This window comes from Streptomyces sp. NPDC020362 (genome assembly GCF_040642095.1).
Lineage (GTDB): Bacteria > Actinomycetota > Actinomycetes > Streptomycetales > Streptomycetaceae > Streptomyces.
This window is the reverse complement of record NZ_JBFAET010000120.1, coordinates 1-21,444: the sequence shown is the minus strand read 5'-3', so window position 1 is coordinate 21,444 and position 21,444 is coordinate 1. Positions and strand designations below refer to the sequence as shown.

13 protein-coding genes are annotated in these 21,444 nt (G+C 74.8%); 12 read left to right on the top strand and 1 reads right to left on the bottom strand.

The features are described from left to right. The 9 genes from AB0H32_RS31865 to AB0H32_RS31825 all read left to right on the top strand — a co-directional run bounded on the left by AB0H32_RS31865 (position 1) and on the right by AB0H32_RS31825 (position 13,377). Complete coding sequence (locus AB0H32_RS31865; protein WP_361127671.1) at positions 1-1,266, top strand: 6-phospho-beta-glucosidase; 1,266 nt, start codon at positions 1-3, stop codon at positions 1,264-1,266. Continuing rightward, positions 1,257-2,315, top strand: coding sequence for a BadF/BadG/BcrA/BcrD ATPase family protein (locus tag AB0H32_RS31860; RefSeq protein WP_361127668.1), 1,059 nt, complete (start codon positions 1,257-1,259; stop codon positions 2,313-2,315). Before AB0H32_RS31865 ends, AB0H32_RS31860 begins: the two co-directional genes overlap by 10 nt. A 244-nt stretch (positions 2,316-2,559) precedes the next feature. Beyond that, on the top strand, positions 2,560-3,999 hold the full coding sequence (locus AB0H32_RS31855) for a hypothetical protein (RefSeq protein WP_361127666.1): 1,440 nt from the start codon (positions 2,560-2,562) through the stop codon (positions 3,997-3,999). 14 nt (positions 4,000-4,013) lie between these two features. After that, the gene (locus AB0H32_RS31850) at positions 4,014-5,045 is read left to right on the top strand and encodes a glutamate ABC transporter substrate-binding protein (RefSeq protein WP_361127663.1); all 1,032 of its coding nucleotides are present in this window, start codon (positions 4,014-4,016) and stop codon (positions 5,043-5,045) included. Positions 5,046-5,103: 58 nt separating this feature from the next. Further along, positions 5,104-6,411, top strand: a complete 1,308-nt coding sequence (locus AB0H32_RS31845; RefSeq protein WP_361127660.1) for a hypothetical protein — start codon at positions 5,104-5,106, stop codon at positions 6,409-6,411. After that, complete coding sequence (locus AB0H32_RS31840) at positions 6,408-8,879, top strand: tetratricopeptide repeat protein (protein WP_361127657.1); 2,472 nt, start codon at positions 6,408-6,410, stop codon at positions 8,877-8,879. Before AB0H32_RS31845 ends, AB0H32_RS31840 begins: the two co-directional genes overlap by 4 nt. A gap of 3 nt (positions 8,880-8,882) precedes the next feature. After that, on the top strand, positions 8,883-10,226 hold the full coding sequence (locus AB0H32_RS31835; RefSeq protein WP_361127654.1) for a PP2C family serine/threonine-protein phosphatase: 1,344 nt from the start codon (positions 8,883-8,885) through the stop codon (positions 10,224-10,226). Between the two features lie 99 nt (positions 10,227-10,325). Next, positions 10,326-11,705, top strand: coding sequence for a VWA domain-containing protein (locus AB0H32_RS31830; protein ID WP_361127651.1), 1,380 nt, complete (start codon positions 10,326-10,328; stop codon positions 11,703-11,705). Positions 11,706-11,802: 97 nt separating this feature from the next. Continuing rightward, positions 11,803-13,377, top strand: coding sequence for an FHA domain-containing protein (locus AB0H32_RS31825; RefSeq protein WP_361127648.1), 1,575 nt, complete (start codon positions 11,803-11,805; stop codon positions 13,375-13,377). A gap of 116 nt (positions 13,378-13,493) precedes the next feature. On the opposite strand, the gene AB0H32_RS31820 is transcribed toward AB0H32_RS31825, so the two are convergent. Then, positions 13,494-14,471 carry a methyltransferase domain-containing protein gene (locus tag AB0H32_RS31820; protein ID WP_361127645.1) on the bottom strand — a complete coding sequence of 326 codons (978 nt, stop codon included), beginning with the start codon at positions 14,469-14,471 and terminating at the stop codon, positions 13,494-13,496. 97 nt (positions 14,472-14,568) lie between these two features. On the opposite strand from AB0H32_RS31820, the gene AB0H32_RS31815 reads away from it, so the two are divergent. The 3 genes from AB0H32_RS31815 to AB0H32_RS31805 all read left to right on the top strand — a co-directional run bounded on the left by AB0H32_RS31815 (position 14,569) and on the right by AB0H32_RS31805 (position 21,219). Next, a complete protein-coding gene (locus AB0H32_RS31815) occupies positions 14,569-14,973 on the top strand; it encodes a globin (RefSeq protein ID WP_361127642.1) in 405 nt (134 codons plus the stop codon). Positions 14,974-15,194: 221 nt separating this feature from the next. Continuing rightward, complete coding sequence (locus AB0H32_RS31810; protein WP_361127639.1) at positions 15,195-18,470, top strand: ABC transporter permease; 3,276 nt, start codon at positions 15,195-15,197, stop codon at positions 18,468-18,470. 1 nt (position 18,471) lies between these two features. Next, on the top strand, positions 18,472-21,219 hold the full coding sequence (locus tag AB0H32_RS31805; RefSeq protein WP_361127636.1) for an FtsX-like permease family protein: 2,748 nt from the start codon (positions 18,472-18,474) through the stop codon (positions 21,217-21,219). Positions 21,220-21,444: the final 225 nt, after the last annotated feature.

The following is a 21,444-nucleotide window of genomic DNA, read 5'->3' as shown; positions in this document are numbered from 1 at the left end:
ATGAAACTCACCGTGGTCGGCGGAGGCTCGACCTACACCCCCGAACTCATCGACGGCTTCGCGCGACTCAGGGACACCCTGCCCATCGAGGAACTCGTGCTGGTGGATCCGGCCGCCGAACGCCTGGAGCTGGTGGGCGGCCTGGCCCGCCGCATCTTCGCCAGGCAGGCTCACCCCGGCCGGATCGTCACGACCGGCGACCTGGACGCGGGGGTCGACGGCGCCGACGCCGTACTGCTCCAGCTCCGTGTCGGCGGGCAGGCGGCCCGCGAACAGGACGAGACCTGGCCGCTGGAGTGCGGCTGCATCGGCCAGGAGACGACCGGCGCGGGGGGCCTGGCCAAGGCGCTGCGCACGGTCCCCGTCGTCCTCGACATCGCCGAACGCGTCCGCCGCGCCAACCCCCGTGCCTGGATCATCGACTTCACCAACCCGGTCGGCATCGTCACCCGCGCCCTGCTCCAGGCGGGCCACCGGGCGGTGGGCCTGTGCAACGTGGCGATCGGCCTGCAGCGCAAGTTCGCGGCGCTGCTGGGCACCGACCCGAAGGACGTCCACCTCGACCACGTCGGCCTGAACCACCTCACCTGGGAGACGGGGGTACGCCTCGGCGGCCCCGAGGGCGCGAACGTCCTGCCCAAGCTGCTGGCCGAGCACGGCGACGCCGTCGCCGACGACCTGCGCCTGCCGCGCCCCCTCCTGGACCGCCTCGGCGTGGTCCCCTCGTACTACCTGCGCTACTACTACGCCCACGACGAGGTCGTACGGGAACTGGGCACCAAGCCGTCCCGGGCGGCGGAGGTCGCGGCGATGGAACGCCGGCTGCTGGCGATGTACGGCGATCCGTCCCTGGACGAGAAGCCGGAGCTGCTCGCCAAGCGGGGCGGCGCCTTCTACTCGGAGGCGGCGGTGGACCTGGCGGCGGCCCTGCTGCGCGGAGCCGGAAGCCCGTACCAGGTGGTGAACACGCTCAACAGGGGCACGCTGCACTTCCTGCCGGACGACGCGGTGATCGAGGTGCAGGCGGCGGTGGGCCCGGCGGGACCCGTGCCGCTGCCGGTGCCCGAGCTGGACCCCCTGTACGCGGGTCTGGTGGCGAACGTGACCGCCTACGAGGAGCTGGCTCTGGAGGCGGCCCTGCGCGGCGGCCGGGACCGGGTCTTCCGGGCCCTCCTGGCGCACCCGTTGATCGGCCAGTACGCGTACGCCGACGCCCTCACCGACCGGCTGGTCGCGCACAACCGGGAGCACCTCGCGTGGGTCTGACCGCACCTGACACCGCGCGTGTCCTCGCCATCGACGCGGGCAACAGCAAGACCGACGTGGCCGTGGTCACCGCCGCCGGGGAGGTGCTGGCCACGGCCCGCGGCGGTGGCTTCCGCCCGCCCGCGGTGGGTGTGGCGGCGGCCGTGGAGGCCCTGGCCGCCCCGGTGGCGCGGGCCTTCGCGGACGCGGGCGTCGGCTCCGTCTCGCATGTCTCGGCCTGTCTGGCCAACGCGGATCTGCCGGTGGAGGAGGAGCAGTTGGCGGCCGCACTGCACGCGCGCGCGTGGGGCGCGTCGGTGGAGGTGCGCAACGACACCTTCGCGATCCTGCGGGCGGGCGTGGCCGAGCCCCGGGGCGTCGCCGTGGTGTGCGGCGCCGGCATCAACTGCGTCGGCATGCGCCCCGACGGCCGCACCGCCCGCTTCCCCGCGGTAGGCCGTATCTCCGGCGACTGGGGCGGCGGCTGGGCCCTGGCGGAGGAGGCGCTGTGGCACGCGGCCCGCGCGGAGGACGGCCGCGGCGAGCCGACCGCCCTGGCCCGCACCCTGCCCGCCCACTTCGGCCTGCCGTCCATGTACGCGCTGATCGAGGCACTGCACCTGGAACACGTGGAGAACGACCGCCGGCACGAACTGACTCCGGTCCTCTTCGAGACGGCCGCGCAGGGCGACGCCGTGGCGCGCTCGGTCGTGGACCGGCTGGCCGAGGAGGTGACGACGATGGCCACGGTGGCCCTGACCCGGCTGGACCTGCTCGCCGAGGAGACCCCGGTCCTGCTCGGCGGCAGTGTCCTGACCGCGGGCCATCCCCAGCTCGATGACGGCATCCGCGCCCTGCTGGCCGCCCGCGCCCCGAAGGCGGACGTCCGGGTGGTGTCGGCGGGCCCGGTGCTGGGGGCGGCCCTGCTGGGCCTGGACCGGCTGGGGGCGGGCGTGCAGGCGCAGGAACGGGCGCGCGGCCACTGGGAGAAGAGGCGTGAGCCGTTCGGCGCCGGTGTCCGCCTCGCCCGGACCGGCCCCGCCCGCACCGACGGCCGGACCGCCGAGTGAGGCCCGGGCAGGGGGCCGAGTAGTCTGCGGGGGCCGAGGCGCCGTACGTGCCTCGGCCCCCGCGGTGCGCCGCCCGGGGAACCGATCACCCGCAACCGGCGTGTTCCTCACCGGGGGGTGGTGCGCCACGCCCCTCGCGCCGTAGGTTGCGCTGCGATCCGATCAAGATCGAGTGAAGGCCGGTGCGGATGCCGGTCCGGGCGGCGATACTTGGCGGCGAACGGATGACCATGGGGGAGGTCAAGTGACACACCCGCCGACGAGCAGCGCGGCACCACCGGTCGGCCCCGCCGTGCCCACGGTCCCCGCCCAGCCCGGCCGCGCGCCGGTCCCCCCGGCCGTCTCCCCCGCCTCCCCCGCGCCGCCCACCCGCCGCACCGCCTTCGCCGAGGGCGCCGACCGGCTGCGTGCCGCCGCGACCACCGAGCCGGGGCGGCTGCGGCTCATCGGAGCCGTGCTCGCCCTGCTCGTCGTCGCGTTCGGGGCGGTCACCGCCTGGCAGACCTCCGAGCGGGCTGCCGCCGCCGACGACGTGCTGCACAGCAGCCAGCCGCTCAGCTCGGGCGCCGCCGACATCTACCGTTCCCTGGCGGACGCCAACACGGCCGCCTCCAGCGGCTTCCTGGCCGGCGGGCAGGAGAGCGCGGACTCCCGTACCCGGTACGAGCAGGACATCCGGACGGCCGCCGCCGGGCTCGTCACGGCCGCCGCCAACGCGGCTCCCGGCTCGCCCTCCGAAGCGACGATCAGCAAGCTGAACGGGCTGCTGCCCGAGTACAAGGGGCTGATCGAGCGCGCCCGCACCTACAACCGGCAGGGATATCCCGTCGGCGGCGCGTATCTGCGCTACGCGAACGACAAGATGCAGAAGCAGATGCTCCCGGCGGCGGAGGACCTCTACACCAAGGAGAACCAGCGGCTGGACGCCGACTACGGGGACGCGACGCCGTATCCCTGGGCGGCCATCGCGCTCGGCGTGCTCGCCCTGGCCGCCCTCGGCTCGGCCCAGCACCGCACCTACCGGCGCACCAACCGCGTGCTCAACCACGGCCTGGTGGCCGCCACCACCGCCACCGCGGTGGTCCTGCTGTGGCTGGTCGTCGGGCATGCGGTCGCACGCTCCGGCCTCAACGGCTCGTACCAGCACGGCGTCCGTTCGCTGAACTACCTGCACGACGCCCGGATCGCCTCCCTGAAGGCCCGCGGCAACGAGAACCTGAGCCTGGTGGCGCGCGGCGCCGAGACCGTCACGGTCGGCGGCCGGCAGTACGACGCGTACTACTACGCCTTCGACACGGACATGGCCGCGCTCGGCAAGGGCCTGACCGAGGCCGAGAAGCTCGCCGACGACCAGTCGGGCACCAAGCCGGTCAAGGCGGCCGAGGGCAACATGACGGTGTGGAAGCAGCGGCACGCCTCGGCCCGCACCGAGGACGAGAACGGCAACTACCAGCAGGCGCTGGACAAGGTGATCGGTGCCGAGGGCGCGACCGGTGAGTGCTTCGACAGCGTCGACCACAATCTCCGCCGGGCCATCGACCACGAGCAGGCCGAGTTCCAGCAGGCCGCCGGGGACGGGCGGGACGCGATGACCGGGCTGCCCGTCGGTGCCGCCGTCCTGGCGGTGCTCGGCGCCGCGGGCGCGGTCGCCGGCATAGGGCGCAGGCTTTCGGAGTACCGGTGACAGGGGGCAGGACGATGTACGCAGCACGTGCACGGGCCTCCCTGAGAGGCTGGGGCGGGGTCGGCGCGATGGCGGTGCTGTGCGCGCTCGCGATGGCGTTCGTCCTGCTGCTGCCGCAGACCCAGGCGGCCCGGCAGACCGCGAACACGTCCGGCCCGGGAGTGGCGAACGGCAGCCAGGCGCGCGCCGACTCCTGCAAGGACTCCGACGCGCAGGACCGGACGCTGTCGCCGTCCGGCGCCGACGGCCCCACCATCGACGCCATCAAGGCCCGCACGGGCGCCAGGCGCAAACTGGTCGTCGGCGTCGACCAGAACAGCTACCACTGGGGCTACCGCAACCCGAACACCGAGGGTGCGCAGCTGGAGGGCTTCGACATCGACCTCGTCCACCGGATCGCCCAGGACATCCTCGGTGACCCGGACGCGGTGCAGTTCAAGGCCATCCCGACCAGCCAGCGCATCTCCGCGATCCAGGACGGCCGGGTCGACATGGTCGTGCGCACGATGACCATCACCTGCCAGCGGCTCGACGATGTCGCCTTCTCCGCCCCCTACTTCAAGACCGGGCAGCAGGTGCTCGCGCCCAAGTCGTCCTCCGTCACGGGCTACAACGACACCCTCGCACACAAGAGGATCTGCACGGCCTCCGGTTCCACCGCCTACGGAAAACTCAAGGCGGACCGGGACAGGAGCAGCCTGCCCTCCTCGACCGACATCTCCACCACCGTCCCGAACCAGCTCGACTGCCTGGTCCGGCTCCAGCTCGGCGAGGTCGACGCGGTGGTCACCGACGGCGCGCTCGCCGCGAGCCAGGCCGCCCAGGACCCGACGGTCGAGCTGAAGGGCGAGGCGTTCACCACCGAGTACTACGGCGTGGCGATGAAGAAGGACGCCTCCGATCTGGTACGCCGCGTCAACCGCATCCTCGTGGACTACCGCTCGAACGGCTGGCAGGCGTCGTACGACACCTGGTTGTCGGCCACACTGGGAAAGGACTCGGGACCGTCCAAGCCGCCCGCGCCCCGCTATCTGCGCACGAGCTGACCCCCGTCCCGACCCCATCCCCGTCCCAGGCCAACCACACAGCAGCGAGAGGTGATCGATGGGCGTCACGGACCCCGCCGGGCCGGTGATGGACCGGGACGAGGTGGACCGTGCGCTGGCGCGGCTCGGCCAGGAGCACGAGGCGATCGAGACCTCCCTGCTCGCGCTGCAGGACCACGCGGGCCGCAGACTCCTCGAGGGTGCCGCCCTGACCGGCGTCACCGAGGAGCGCTGGAAGGCCGCCGAGGCGTCGATCACCCTGCTGTGGGCGTACTTCGACGCGTACACGGCCGCGCTGCGCTCCGCCCGGGAGATCCGCGCCCGGCGCCGCTGGTCCAGCCGCGAGGACCTGGTGGAGCTGACCGAGCTGCTGCGCGGCGCGTCCGTCACCGTGCCCGGTGGCGCCGTCCCCACGGCGGCCGGAAGGCTCAGCGAGAGCTTCTCGCTGAGCACCCTGGTCGAGCGGATGAACGAGCTGTACGCGTCCTCGCTGGACATGGTGGTCACCGCCGACGGGGTCTGGTCGGCGTTGCCCGCGCGGATCGATCTGCTCGCCGCGGAGCTGCAGCGCACCCGCACGCTCGCGCACTCCGTCGGCGTGCGCCCCGGGGAGCACCCGGCGGGCGACGACCTGGAGCGCATCACCCGCACGCTGACCAGGCTGCGCGCGGAGGTGATCTCGGACCCGCTCGCCTTCTGGGTGCCGGCCGCGGGCAGTTCGGCGCCCGGCGGCGGCCGGCCGGACACCACGGTGTACGACCGTGAGGCGCGTGCCCTGGAGGACGTGCGGCGGGAGATCGACGCCGTGCTGACGGTCCGCCAGGACGCGGAGACACGGCTGATCCGGCTGCGGGACGTGCTCTCCCGCGCCGACCGCACCCTCGCCGAGGCGCGCACCGCGCGCGGTGAGGTGCTGGCGAAGATCGCGGCGACCGAGGTGCCGGTGGTCAGCGGCCCGCCGACCGCCCTGCAGGAGCAGCTGGCGACGGCCGCCGAGTACCGGCGGCAGGCGCAGTGGCACCGGCTGTCCCCGCTGCTGGAGTCCCTGGAGCAGAAGGCGGAGGACGAACTGCTGCGCGCCCGCGAGTCGTTGACGGCGGTCACCGCGCCGCTCGCGGTCCGCGCCGAGCTGCGCGGCCGGCTCGACGCGTACAAGGCGAAGGTCGCCCGGCACGGGCTCGCCGAGGACCCGCTGCTGGTCGAGCGGTACGACGCGGCCCGGCGCATGCTGTGGAGCGCGCCCTGCGACCTGCGGGTGGCCGAACAGGCCGTGCTGCGCTACCAGCAGGCGGCCGCCGAACAGCTCGGCGCCCCGAGAGTTCCCCACCAGGGCGGGCCCGAAGACCGTAGGAGTGAGTCGTCATGAGTCAGGCACAGCAGACGTGCCAGCGGCCGGGCTGCGAGGGGGCGTACGAGGACGTCGGCGGCGGTGAGCTGTACTGCGACACCTGCGGCCTCGCGCCCGTGGTCTCCGCGGGCGGCATGGTCGGCTCGTCGCCCACCGGGATCACCGGGGGCGGCAAGGGGTCGGCGAGCAGCGGCAGTTCGCGCAGTGCGCGCACCTCCTCCCAGTCGTCCAGGTCACGGCGCTCGGTCTCGGGACGGCTGTCCCGCTCCCTGTCGGGCAGGTCCAGCGGCCGCTCGGTGTCGGTGCGCAGCTCCGGTTCGTCCTCGGGCGCCTCCACGCGCGGCCGGCTCGGCGCCGGGCTGGTCACGGTGCCTCAGGTGCCGCGGCCCGACCCGCGCGCGATGGTGCTGGAGAACCCGGAGGTGCCCGAGCGGAAGCGGTTCTGCTCACGGTCCGACTGCGGGGCTCCCGTCGGCCGGGCCCGGGGGGAGATGCCGGGACGCACGGAGGGGTTCTGCACCAAGTGCGGACACCCGTACTCCTTCGTACCGAAGCTGAAGGCCGGGGACATCGTGCACGGCCAGTACGAGGTCGCGGGCTGTCTCGCGCACGGCGGCCTGGGCTGGGTCTACCTCGCCGTGGACCGGGCGGTCTCGGACCGGTGGGTGGTGCTCAAGGGTCTGCTGGACACCGGCGACCAGGACGCCATGGCGGCGGCGATCTCCGAGCGGCGGTTCCTCGCGGAGATCGAGCACGCCAACATCGTGCGCATCTACAACTTCGTGGAGCACCTCGACCAGCGCACCGGCTCCCTCGACGGCTACATCGTCATGGAGTACGTCGGCGGCAAGTCGCTCAAGGAGATCGCCAACGACCGCCGCACCCCGGACGGACGCCGGGATCCGCTGCCGGTGGAGCAGGCGTGCGCGTACGGCATCGAGGCCCTGGAGGCACTCGGTCACCTGCACAGCCGCAACCTGCTGTACTGCGACTTCAAGGTCGACAACGCCATCCAGACCGAGGACCAGCTCAAGCTGATCGACATGGGCGCGGTGCGCCGCATGGACGACGACGAGTCGGCGATCTACGGCACGGTGGGCTACCAGGCGCCCGAGGTGGCCGAGGTCGGCCCGTCGGTGGCGAGCGACCTGTACACGGTGGGCCGTACCCTCGCGGTGCTCACCTTCGACTTCCAGGGCTACACGAACGTCTTCCTGGACTCCCTGCCCGACCCGGACAACATCGAGGTCTTCCGCCGCTACGAGTCCTTCTACCGGCTCCTGGTCCGCGCCACCGACCCCGACCCGGCCCGCCGCTTCGCCTCCGCGCAGGAGATGTCCGAGCAGCTGACCGGTGTGCTCCGGGAGGTCGTCTCGCTGCAGACCGGTCACGCGCGGCCCGCGCTGTCAACGCTGTTCGGGCCCGAAGTGAAGGTCACCGACACGGAGTTGTTCCCGAAGCTGGACGGCGACGTGTCGCAGCTGGGTGCACGGCCGGCCCGAGGCGGCACTCCCACCGCACCCGCGCTTCCCCCGGCGTCCCTCGTCAAGCCCGTCGACACCCTGGCCGCCGCCCTCGCCCTGCCCGTCCCGCTGGTCGATCCGGGCGACCCCAACGCGGGCTTCCTGGCGGGGCTGATGGCGTCCGCGCCGGCCGAGCTGATCAGCGCGCTGGACGCGGCGCCGGTACGGACCGTGGAGACCCGGCTGCGGCAGATCCGCGCCCGGCTGGAGAGCGGCGACCACGAGGCCGCGCTGATGTCCCTCACCAAGCTGGAGGAGGAGCGGCCCGACGACTGGCGAGTGGTGTGGTACCGGGGCGTGGCCGCCCTGGTCACCGGCGACTTCGAGGGCGCCGCGCTCTCCTTCGACGCGATCTACGACGCCTTCCCGGGCGAGGCCGCGCCCAAGCTGGCGCTCGGCCTGTGCGCGGAGGTGCTGGGCCAGCTGGACAACGCCGCCGAGTACTACGGCCTGGTCTGGTCGACCGACCCGAGCTTCGTGAGCGCCGCCTTCGGGCTTGCCCGGGTGCAGCTCGCGGCCGGGGACCGGCGGGCCGCCGTGCGCACGCTGGAGTCGGTGCCGGAGTCGTCCATCCACTACACGGCCGCCCGGGTCGCCGCCGTGCGGGCCCGGCTCAGACAGCGCACGCCGACCGCCGGTGACCTGGCGTTCGCGGACGATCTGAGCGCCGCCGCAGGCCAGGTCGAGGCATTGCAGGCGTACGGTCTGGACCCGGCCCGGCGCGAGCAGTTGTCGGCGGAAGTGCTCGGCAGCGCGCTGGACTGGATACTCTCCGGAGGCCAGGGCAGCGACCGGCCCGCCACCGGTGGACGGGAGCTGCTGGGCAGCGGTCTGGACGAGCGGGGTCTCCGCTTCGGCCTGGAGCGCTCGTACCGCACGCTGGCCCGGCTGGCGCCCGGCGGCGAGGAGAGGATCGAACTGGTGGAACGGGCGAACCGTTACCGCCCCCGGACGTGGGTGTAGTTGATGTCGCAGATGCCCCAGCAGGCCGCACTGTCGAAGTGCCCGAGCTGCGCGGAGCCGCTCGAGTCGGGTGACCTCTTCTGCGGCGCGTGCGGATACGACCTTTCGGTGGTGCCCGCCCCGCCGCAGGACCATCCGACGCTGACCATGACCGGTTCCCCGGCGCCCGGGGACGGCGTCGACTGGCCCGCCCCCGAGCCGGGCGGCTCCGGCGGCACCCCGCCCTCGGCGCATCTGCCGACGGACCTGCCGGGCACCGACTCGGGCGGCAAGCCGCTGCACTCCGAGGAGTCGGCCGCGCGCGGTGTGCGCTTCGACCGGCCCGACGAGCCCGACGACTACCCGCTGCAGGCACCGGACCCGCGGGCGGCCGCTCCTGCCGCACCGGACGGCCCGGACGGCCCGGACGGCCCCTCCGGCCCGGACGATCCCGCGAAGGTCTGCGTGGCCTGCCGGGCGGGCCGGGTGGACAGCGACGGCTATTGCGAGAACTGCGGGCACGCCCAGCCCCGCGAACGCGACCACATGGAGCGGGAGTCGGGCCCGGTCGCCGCGGTCAGCGACCGCGGGCTGCGCCATCACCGCAACGAGGACGCCTTCACCGTCGGCCACACCGTACTGCCCGACGGATCGCCGGCCTCCCTCGCGATCGTGTGCGACGGGGTGTCCTCGGCGACCCGCCCGGACGAGGCCTCGACGGCCGCCTCGCAGGCGGCCGGTGACACCCTGCTGGCCGCCCTGCCTCGCGGCACGCACCCGCAGACGGCGTTGCACGAGGCGATCGTCGCCGCCGCGCAGGCCGTCAACGCCCTGGCCGAGGAGCCCGCTTCGGCCGGCGAGCAGGCCCCGCACCAGAACGCCCCGGCCTGCACCATCGTCGGCGCGGTGGTCACCTCGGGGCTGCTGGTGGTCGGCTGGGTCGGCGACAGCCGCGCCTACTGGGTGCCGGTGGACCGCAGCGCGCCCCCGGCCCGGCTGACCGAGGACGACTCCTGGGCCGCGCAGATGGTCGCGGCGGGCCTGATGAGCGAGGCCGAGGCGTACGCCGACGAGCGCGCCCACGCGATCACCGGCTGGCTCGGCGCGGACGCCTACGAACTGGAGCCGCACACCGCGTCCTTCAAGCCCGACCGGCCCGGTGTCGTGGTGGTGTGCACCGACGGCCTGTGGAACTACGCGGAGACGGCCGAGGAGATGTGCGAGGCCGTCCCGCCGGACGCGGCCGACCGGCCGCTGCACAGCGCCCGGGTTCTGGTCGGGCACGCCCTGGACGGCGGGGGCCACGACAACGTAACAGTGGCCGTCCTGCCGTTCCCGGCCCCGTCCCAGGGGGCAGGATCGGCCTGAGGCCGCACACACGGGGAAGTCTCGACGAACCGGAGGGGACCGGTCCGTCATCGTCGCCGCCCCGCTTGGCCGGGGTGTTTCAGGGGGATGTGAGCAAGCATGGCCAACTTCTCGAAGCCGAACGTGCCGCAGTTCTCGGTGGACGTCTACCAGAACGAGTACCTGCCGGAGGGCGGCCGCGAGGTCAACGCGATCGTCACGGTCACGGCGACCGGCGGCGGCACGATCGGCAGCGCCGTCGCGTCGCACGTGTACACGCCGGGCCACGGCCCCTCCGCCGCGGTGGCGATCATGGTCGACTGCTCGGGTTCCATGGACTACCCGCCGACCAAGATGCGCAACGCCCGCGACGCCACGGCCGCCGCGATCGACACCCTGCGCGACGGCGTGCACTTCGCGGTGATCGGCGGCACCCATGTCGCCAAGGAGGTCTACCCGGGCGGCGGGCGGCTCGCGGTCGCCGACGCCACCACCCGCGAGCAGGCCAAGCAGGCACTGCGCCGGCTCAGCGCGGGCGGCGGTACGGCCATCGGCACCTGGCTGCGGCTCGCCGACCGGCTGCTGTCCTCGGCGGACGTCGGCATCCGGCACGGCATCCTGCTCACCGACGGCCGTAACGAGCACGAGTCGCCGGAGGACCTGCGGGCGGCGCTGGACGAGTGCGCCGGGCGGTTCACCTGTGACGCGCGCGGCGTGGGCACCGACTGGGAAGTGAAAGAAGTCACAGGGATCGCCTCCGCGCTGCTCGGCAGCGCCGACATCGTCGCCGACCCCGCGGGCCTTGCCGCCGACTTCACGCAGATGATGGAGACGGCGATGGGCAAGGAGGTCGCCGACGTCGCCCTGCGGGTGTGGACACCGGTCGGCACGACCATCAGGTTCGTCAAGCAAGTGGCGCCCACCGTGGAGGAGTTGACCGGTCGGCGGACGGAGGCCGGGCCGCGTGCCGGGGACTATCCGACCGGCTCCTGGGGCGACGAGTCCCGCGACTACCACCTGTGCGTCGAGGTGCCGTCGGCCGGTCTCGGCCAGGAGATGCTGGCCGCCAGGGTGTCGCTGGTCGTGCCGCAGCCTGGGGGCACCACCGGCTCGGGCGCAGCCGGGAGCGGGGCAGGCACGGCGCAGAACCTCGGTGCGCAGGGCCTGGTGAGAGCGGTGTGGACCGACGACATGACCGCCTCGACCTCGATCAACCCGCAGGTCGCCCACTACACCGGGCAGGCCGAACTGGCACAGGTCATCCAGCAGGGGATCGACCTTCGCAAAGCGGGCGATTTCGATGGCGCAACGGCCAAACTGGGGCGCGCTGTTCAGCTGGCGAGTGCCTCGGGGAACGCGGATACTGCGAAACTGCTTGCGAAGGTGGTGGACGTGGTCGATGCCGCGACAGGTACTGTGCGGTTGAAGACGAAGGTCGCGGAGGCCGATGAAATGACCCTCGAGACCCGGTCCACAAAGACTGTTCGTGTAAAGAAGTGACCCTGCAGTACAGCGCAGGACGCTGCAGGACACCGCAAGACATCCAGGAAGAGATCCGGACCTCCGGAGGACCCTCAGGAGAAGGGGAAGCGCCGACATGCCGACCTGCCCGAACGGACACCAGTCGGGTTCCGACGACTGGTGCGAGGTGTGCGGTCACCGCATGGCCGGTGCCGTACCTCCGCCCCCTCCGCCGCCGCCCCCGACAGCCGGCGGCTACGGCTTCCCGCCGCCGCAGGGCGCCCAGCCCGGCGGCCGTCCGCAGGCGGCCGGTGCGCCCGAGCCGGAGCTGTGCCCGCAGTGCCGCACGCCCCGTGAGGGCGGCGCGCCGTTCTGCGAGGAGTGCCGGTGGAACTTCCTGACCAACACCGCCACCTCGTACACGCCGGCCGCCCCGCGCCCGCCGCAGCCCCGTTTCGAGCCGCCGAGCTCGACGTACGGCGGCGGCGGTGACGCGTTCGAGTACCACGGCTCGCGGCCCTCTCAGGTGAACCGGCCCGCCGAGCCGATCCCGTCCTTCGGCAGCGAGCCGTCGGGCCCGACGCCGTTCGCCGGCGAGCGCGGCCCGTCCGGCCCGCCGCCCACCTCGGGCGGCCCGGGTGGTGCGGGTGCCTTCGGCGGGCAGCGTCCGCCCGGCCCTCCGTCGGGCTTCGGCGGCGGCCAGGGACAGGGCCCCGGCGGCCCTGGTGGTCCCGGCGGTCCGTCGGGCTTCGGCGGCGGGCAGGGACAGGGCCCGGGCGGTCCCGCACCCTTCGGCCACGAGCCCTCCGGTCCGGCACCCTTCGGCCGTGAGCCCTCCGGTCCCGGTGGTCCCGGCGGCCCGTCCGGCTTCGGCGGCGGCCAGGGACAGGGCCCCGGCGGTCCCGCACCCTTCGGCCACGAGCCCTCCGGTCCCGGTGGTTTCGGCGGTCCCGGTGCGCCCGGCCCTTCCGGCTACGGCGCAGACCCCTCCCGTCCCGTTCCGCCGCCGCCCGGGCCGACCCCGTCCGCCGGTCCCGGCGGTGCCCCGCAGGCCTTCCAGCCCTCGGGCCCGCCCGCGCCGCCCGCCTTCCCGCAGGAGACCGGCCGGCCCCCGGCCGGCGGCCCGTCCTTCGGCGGCGGTGACGACGACTGGGTGATCTCCCCGCCGTCGTCCGCCCATCCCGCCGGCGGCCCGGGTGGTCCCGGAGGTCCCGGCGGCGGCCAGGGCGGTGGCTACGGCTATCCGCAGCCCGGCGCCACGCAGGCCCCTCCCGGACCCGGCTTCCGGCCGGCCCCGCAGGGGCCGGTCACCTGGACGGCGACCATCGGCCCGGACCGCGAGTACTTCATGGCGATGATGCATCGCTCCGGCCCCGAGGCCACCGGCCTCAACCTCCCCGCGTACTCGCCCGAGCAGCAGCGCACGCTCACCGGCAACCAGGTCACCATCGGCCGCCGCCGGCACTCCACCGGTGACACCCCCGACATCGACCTGTCGGTGCCGCCGGAGGACCCGGGCGTCTCGCACCAGCACGCCGTGCTGGTCCAGCAGCCGGACGGCACCTGGGCGGTCGTCGACCAGAACTCGACGAACGGCACCACGGTCAACGGCTCGGACGAGCCGATCCAGCCGTTCGTGCCCGTGCCGCTGCAGGACGGCGACCGGGTGCACGTCGGCGCCTGGACCACGATCACCGTCCGCCGGGGCTGACCCGCCGGAAGCAGGCAGGTCCGGCGGAAACGGTCAGGGCCAGGGCCTTTCTTCCGGATCGGGCCGGCTTCCGGTGACGGCGCCTTTCGCCCCCGGCAGGATCCGAAGGAGAGGCCCTAGGGGAGGGGCCAGGTGTACGGCCCCTCCGGGTCGTCCAGCCAGGCCCACACCTGCTCGCCGCCCGCGGTGACGCCGTACCGCTCGCGCTGCGGCCTGCCCTCGCCCCGCCACAACGCGTAGGCCTCCTGCGGGTCCAGGCTGCCCCGGGTCAGGGCCAGCAGGAAACGGAACGTCTCCTGCCCGCGGGCGTCGCCGGGCAGCCCGGCCAGGCACACCGCCCCGGGTTCCGCCCGGCCCGTGCCGCGCAGCGGCACGAAGTACGCGGGCGAGGGCAGGAACCGGCCCTCGGCGTGCCCGGCGTCCCGGACGGTGAGGACGAGCAGCCCGGTGGCCATCGGCGTCAGGATGACGGCCCCCGGACGGCACTGGGCGAGCCAGACCCAGGGCACCGTGGGCAGCGTGCACGTGGCGATGATCCGGTCGAACGGGGCGCGCCCGGGCACCCCACGGGCGCCGTCGCCGGTGACGACGACCGGGTGGTAGCCGGCCGCGGCCAGGTGCTGCCGGGCCGCATCGGTGATCTCCGGTTCCAGGTCGACGGTGGTGACGAGATCGTCGTCGCGGAGCCGGTGGGCGAGCAGGGCCGCGTTGTAGCCGCTGCCGGCGCCCACCTCCAGGACCCGGTCGCCGTCCTCGACCCCCAGGGCGACCAGCATCCGCGCCATCAGCGAGGGCTGGCTGGCGGAGGAGAGCAGCTCGCCGTCGCGCAGCAGGGTGGCCAGCGGGGTGTCGGCGTAGGCGCCGTGCAGCCAGCGCTCCCGGGCCCGGGGATCCGGGCTCTCTCCCCAGCGGCGTTCGTAGCCGCCCTGGACGCCGACGTAGTAGGAGGGCACGAACAGATGACGGGGTACCTCCGCGAACGCCTCGCGCCACACCGGGTCCTCGTCCCAGACGCCCTCGGCGCCGATCTCCCGCACGAGCGCGGACCGCGCCGCGGCGGCGAGTGACTCGGTCTCCGGGTCGTAGGGGCCCATACACCCACAGTAGGGTCGAACACGGGCTGCCGGCCCGGGCCGACGGACCGGACCTGAGCCTTGAGTCCTGGGTCACCCGGTCTGAGACCATGGACGGGTGAGAGAGATTCGGCGCGGCACGCTTCAGGAGCAGACCTTCTACGAGCAGGTCGGCGGGGAGGAGACCTTCCGCCGGCTCGTCCACCGTTTCTACGAGGGCGTCGCCGAGGACCCGCTCCTTCGGCCGATGTACCCGGAGGAGGACCTGGGCCCGGCCGAGGAGCGGCTGACCCTGTTCCTCATCCAGTACTGGGGAGGCCCCACCACCTACAGCGACAACCGCGGCCACCCCCGTCTGCGGATGCGGCACGCCCCGTTCACCGTGGACCGGGCCGCGCACGACGCCTGGCTGAGGCACATGCGGGCGGCCGTCGACGAGCTGGGACTCTCCGAGGACCACGAGCGCACGCTGTGGAACTACCTGACGTACGCGGCCCAGTCGATGGTGAACACTCCCGAGTGACCACCTCGGGGTGAACACCGCGGGTGACCGCACCCGACTGACCAACTGAACGCCGGATTCCGGTCGCACCACGCCGGAATCCGGTCACGATCCGGTATAGACCGGTCAACAACCGCTTACCCGCGGCCGTCCCCCTCTGCCAGCATCGCCCAAAGATCTGGCAGAGATTCTGGAAGGGGCTCCGGAGAGGATTCCGGAGGTCCGGACGACACGGGGGCCGGATGACGGGGTTGGTCGTCTCACGCGCGCGGGCACACCGGCTGCTGCTCGGTTCCGCGCTGCTCACGGTGCTGCTGACCACCGCGGTACTGGCGACGCTCACGGCGTACTCGGGTGCGATCGGCGATGCGGCGCTGCGCCAGGTGCTGAACTCCCCGCGCAACGCGGCCGCCACGGCGCTCGTCGTCAAGGCCGACGTACCGGCCGGGCAGCGCGCCGCCGCCGACACCGCCGTACGGCAGGGCGCCCGGAAGACCTTCGACGGGCTGCCGGTGACCGTACGGACGCTGCGCCGCTCGGGGCCGTACGCGCTGCCCCGCTCCGTGCAGCCGCCGGCCGAGCGAGCGGGCGACCCGGATCTGACGTACTTCGCGGTGCTGGACCCCACGCAGGTCCGGCCGACCGCCGGCCGGCTCCCGCGCCCGGCCTCGGACGAGGTCGAGGTGGCCCTCCCCCGGGCCGCCGCCCGGCCGCTCGGGCTCGCGCCCGGCGACCGCCTCACCCTCGTCGACCGGCTCGGCGGCCACGCGGTCCGGGTGCGCATCAGCGGGCTGTACCGCCCCGTCGCCACGGACGCGCCGTACTGGCAACTGGACGACCTGCTCGGCCGCGGGGTGAAGAAGTCCGGCTTCACGACGTACGGGCCGCTGCTCACCGATCCGTCGGTCCTCACCGGCGGGCGGGTGAGCGCCGGTCCGACGGCCTGGCTGGCGTCGGCCGGCTTCGGCTCGGTGACGACCGGGCGGATCGGGGCGCTGAGGGGAGCGGCGCGGGCGGGGAGCGACGCGCTGCGCTCGTCCGGCGCCCTGCGCGGGGCGACGGCGGCGACGACGTCGCTGCCGGAGATCCTGGACCGGGCCGACCGCTCGCTGCTCGTCGCCCGCTCCACCCTGCTGATCGTCGCGCTCCAGCTGGTGCTGCTCGCCGGGTACGCGCTGCTGCTGGCGGCCCGGCTGCTGGGCGGCGAACGGGCGGCCGAGAACCGGTTGTTGAGAGCCCGTGGCGCCTCGCGCGCCCGGATCGCGGGCTTCGCCCTGGCCGAGTCCCTGCTGCTGGCCCTCCCCGCGGCCGTCTGCGCGCCCCTGCTCGCCGGCCCCCTCACCGCCCTCCTGACCGCCCACGGCCCCCTGGCCCGTCTCGGCCTCCCTCTGCGCCTCCCGCCCGCCGGCAGCCCGGGCGTCTGGCTGACGGCGGCCGCGACGGCCCTGGGCTGCGCACTGATGGTGGCGGTGCCGGCGCCGACCGGGGCCGAGGCGGAACAGCCACGCCGCAGGCGGCTCAAGTTCCTCTCGCGGCAAGGGAGTTCGGCAGTCCTGCGCACCGGCGCCGACCTCGGGCTGCTCGTCGTGGCCGGGGTGGCGTACTGGCAGGTGCGGCGGCAGGACTCCGGTGGTGTCGCGGCCGACCGGTCGGGAGTCCTCGGAGTGGATCCGCTGCTGGTGTCCGCGCCAGCGCTGGCACTGCTCGCCGGGACCGTGCTGACGTTACGGCTGCTGCCGCCGGTGGCCCGGCTCGCGGAGCGGGGGGCGGCGGCCGGGCGGGGGCTGCCGATGGCGCTGGCCGGCTGGCAGTTCAGCCGCCGTACCGCACGGCAGGCGGGCCCGGTGCTGCTGCTCGTGCTCGCCGTCGCCCTCGGCATGCTGGCCGTGGGGCAGGCGTCCTCCTGGGACCGCTCGCAGGACGACCAGGCCGACTTCCGTGCCGGGACGCCGGTGCGGGTGCTGTCCGCGGGCGACGGCGGTCTCGGCCGTACGGACCGGTACGCGGCCCTTCCACAGGTACGCGGGGCCGTCCCCGCCGTACGTGCGGACGAGCCGCTGTCCGGCGACCGCACGGCCACCGTGCTGGCCGTGGACACCGCGCACGCGGGGGAGGCGATGCTGATGCGCCCGGACCTGGCGGACGTACCGGTGAAGCCGCTGATCGCCGCGCTCGCCCCGAAGGAGTCCCCGGCCGGGACCGGCGTGCCGGCGCACACCGCGCGGCTGCGGCTGACGGCGAGCCTGCGCAGCTCGACCGGTCCCGGCACGACCGCCGACGTCACGGCCACGCTGGAGGACCGCTACGGGGTGCCGTACCAGCTGCCGCTCGGGCAGCTCCCCGCCGACGGCCGCCCGCACACCCTCGCCCTCGACCTCACCTCCTCCCCCGGCCCGGTGACCCTCACCGCACTCCAGCTGGACATGACCCAGCCCGCCGGGCGCGCCGAGCAGCACCGGCTCACCGTCCGGGACCTGACCGCCGTGGCGGCCGACGGGACCGAGCGCCCGCTCGCGCTGCCCGCCTCCTGGACCACGGCCGCGCAGACCGGCGGCGCCGCCGTCACCACCCCGGCCACCAGCCCCACCCGGCCCCGCGTCGTCTCCACCCGCCCGCTGACCGTCTCCTACCGCACCGGATACCTCCCGGACGCGGACATCTGGACGATCGCCACCCTGTCCGTCCAGCTCCAGGTGGCGCGGCCCGCGCCCCCCGAGGTGCGGGCCGTCGCGACCGACCGCTTCCTGGACTCGGCGGGCGCCCGCCCCGGGCAGCGCGTGGACGTGGTGATCGACGGCCAGAGCCTGCCGGTGCGCCTCGTCCGTTCGGTACGGGCACTGCCCACGACCGGCGCCCCGGCGGACTCCGGTGCCCACGACGGCGGTGCCGTCCTGCTCGATCTGCGCGCCGCCGACCGCGCGTTGCAGGCCCGGTACGGGCAGAGCGTCGCACCCACCGAGTGGTGGCTGCGCACCGCGCCCGGCGAAGCGGCCCGGGTGGCCGCCGCGGTACGGGCGCTGCCCGACGTGGACCCCGGGCAGGTGGTGGTGCGGGACGAGATCGCCGCCGAGCTGCGCGGCGACCCCTTCGGCGCGGGCCCCACGGCCGCGTTCGCCGCGGCGGCCGTGGTGGCGGCGGCCCTCGCCGCGGTCGGCTTCGCCGTGGGCACGGCCGGGTCGCTGCGCGCGCGGGACGCGGAGTTCGCGGTGCTGCGGGCTCTGGGCGCCCCGCGCCGCCGGCTGGCCCGGACGATCGCCGCCGAGCAGGCCGTCCTGGTGGGCCTGGCGCTGACGGTCGGGGTCGCCCTGGGCACCGTACTGGCCCGGGGCGTCCTGCCGTTGATCGTGCTGACCGACGAGGCCTCCCGGCCCGTGCCGGAGCTGCTCGTCCGGCTCCCGCCGGGCCGCGTGGCGCTGCTGCTCGCGGCCGTCGCGGCGGGCCCGCTCGTGGTGTCGGCGGTGGCGGCGCTGCGCCGGGCCGACCCGGCGCGGGCGCTGCGTGAACAGGGAGGTGAGTGAGGTGAGTTCGGTGCCGCCCGTCGCGCCCTGGGTGCGGACCCGGCTGCGGGCCGCGCCCGGTGCGGCCGTGGCGCTCGCGCTGCTGGTCGCGCTGACCGCCTGCCTGGCGGCCGCCTTCCCGCGCGCGGTCGACCGCTACGAGGACGCGGGCCTTCTGCGCACCCTGCGCCAGGCCCGCCCTGAGCGAACCACCCTGCAGGTCAGCGCACCGTTGCCGGTCTACGGCAGCACCTCGGGCGACCCGGCCACGACGCTCCGCCCCGAGGTACTCAGGCGGCAGTACGAGAGGCTGCTCACGGCCCTCGGCCGTCCCCTGTCCGTCGACCCCGCCCAGTCCTCGTACGGTGTCGCCACGGACACCGACCTGGCGGTGCCCGACCCGTGGATCCCGCGGCCGACCGGCCTGCCCGCCCATGTCTCGCTGACCGCACGAAGCGGCCTGGCCGAGCACGCGAGCATCCGCGAGGGCCGGCTGCCCCGCACCTCGGGCCCGGTGGACGCGAGTTCGCCCGGGGTGGAGGCCGCCGTCACCGCCGCCACCGCCAACGCCCTGCACATCAGGGTCGGTTCGGTCATCCACGTGCCCGGCGTCGCCCGCGCCCCGCTCGCCGTCCGCGTCACCGGCATCCTCGACCCGCAGGACCCGGCCGGCGCGTACTGGTCGACCGTCCCGCTGCTGCGCACGCCCACGCTCGTCCGGCTGCCCGTGCCCGGCCCGGTGCAGGAATACTGGCTCGGTGCGCTCCTGCTCCCCCAGAAGGCGGCCCCCGCTCTGCTCGGCACCCGGGGAGAGCCCGCCCGCCACTGGTACTTCGCGCCCGGCCTCGGCGGGCTGCGCGCCCACGACCTGGACCGCCTGAAGTCCGCCGTCGCCTCTCTCGAGTCCGGCCCCGGCCTGCGGCGCGCCCGCGCCCTCACCGACCCGGACGCCGACGTCGGCACCGGCCTGGACGACATCATCGCCTCCTTCTCCCGCCTGCGCTCCGGCATCTCGCCGCTGGTCGCGGTGGCCGCGACCGGCACCGCCACGGTCGCCGCCGTGGTCCTGCTCATGGCGGGCGGCCTGGCCGCCGACCGGCGCCGCACCGAACTCGCCCTGCTGCGCGCCCGGGGCACCTCCCTGCCCGGCCTGGCCGGCCGGCTGCTGGCCGAGACCGCGGTGGTCGCCGTACCCGCAGGGGCACTCGGTCTGACGGCCGCGCTCCTCCTCGTGCCCGGCGGCCGCATCGGCCCCGCTGTCGCCGCCGCCCTGGCCGTCACCACCACCGCCTGCGCCGCCCTCCCACTGCGCGCCGCGCTCGCCCACCGCTCGGTACGGGTGACGGGGCCGCGCGAGGACCTGACCGCGCTACGGCCCTCCCGGCGCCGTACGGTCGCCGAGCTGACGCTGCTGGTCCTGGCGGCCGGGGCGGTGACCACCCTGCGCCGGAGCGGCACTTCGGCCGGTCAACTGGTCGCGGCCGCGCCGGTGTTGACCGGCGTGGTCGCAGCGCTGCTGCTGCTCCGCCTCCACCCCCTGCTGCTGCGCCGGCTGGCCCGCCCGGCCGGGCGGCTGCGCGGGGCCGTGGGCCATCTCTCCCTGGCCCGCGCGGCACGTGCACAGGCCTCCGCGGTACTGCCGCTGCTGGCCCTGCTGACCGCGCTGACCACGGCGGCGTTCGGCGGTTCGGTGCTCACGGGTGTGGCCGCCGCCCGGGACCACGCGGCCCTGCTCACGGTCGGCGCCGACGCCCGCGTGGACGCCGCCGTCCCGCTGCCCGCGGACCTGGCCGGGCGGGTGCGGGCGCTGCCCGGGGTGCACGTGGTGGCGGCGGTGAGCATCGCGTACGAGGCGAAGCCGGAGGACGGCGAGGAGACGGTGCCGCTGGTGGGCGTGGACCCGTCCTCGTACGCCGAGCTGTCGGCACACACGGCTCTGGGCCCCTTCTCCACGGAGCAGTTGAAAGCCGCGAAGCCCCTCTCGACAGGACAGTCGAAGGCCTCGAAGCCCGTCTCCGCCCTGGCCTCCCCCTCCGTCGCGCGGGCGTACGGCACCCGACGCCCCTTCCCCGTACGGCTGGAGGACGGCAGCTCGGTCACCGTCCGGATCACCGCTGTCCGCGACCGTACCCCGGCGGTGCCCAGCGCCGACTTCCTGGTCGTCGACCGCGCAGGGCTCCCCGCGGCGGCCGCCCGCCCGACGACACTGCTGCTGACCGGCGACCATGTGGGGGCGGGGGCGCTGCGTCGTGCGGCGGCCACCGCCTCGGCCGCGGTCCGGGTAAGGGCCGAGCAGCGGTCCCGATACGCCGACTCGCCCCTCCAGACCGGCGCCGAGCACGTCTACACGGCGGCCGTGGCGGCGGGCGCGGGCTACGCCGTCCTCGCCCTGCTCCTCGCCCTGCTGCGGGCGGCCCCCGAGCGCACCGCACTCCTCGCCCGCCTGCGCACCATGGGCCTCACCCGCGCGCAGGGCCGCCGCCTGCTCGTCCTGGAGTCCCTCCCCCAGGCTCTCCTCGCGGCGGTCGGCGGCACCCTGACCGGCTGGGCAGCCATCCGCCTCCTGTCCCCCGGCATCGACCTGACCACCGTCGCCCTGCCCACACTCCCCTCCCCCCGCACGACGACCGAACTGCACCCCGACCCCTGGTCCCTGACCCTGCCCGCGATCACGGTCCTGGTGGTGGCAGTCGGGGTGGCGGGCCTACAGGCGTGGTGGACGGGCAGACGGGGCTCGGTGGACGAGCTGAGGGCCGGAGACGGCAGATGAACGAAGCCGGCCCGCACAACCGCAAACACTCATGCCACTGGAGCCACCCAAACCCGGCAGCGGTCCCCGTCGTACCCAACTGCCGACAACCGTGCCACCCGAGCCACCCCCACCCGGCAGCAGCCCCTGTCGTACCCAGCTGCGGGCAGTCGTGCCGCTGGGGCGGCGGGGGTGGGCGGCGGGGGTCCCCCCGCTCGAGCGAAGCCGAGAGGGGGGGGACCCCCC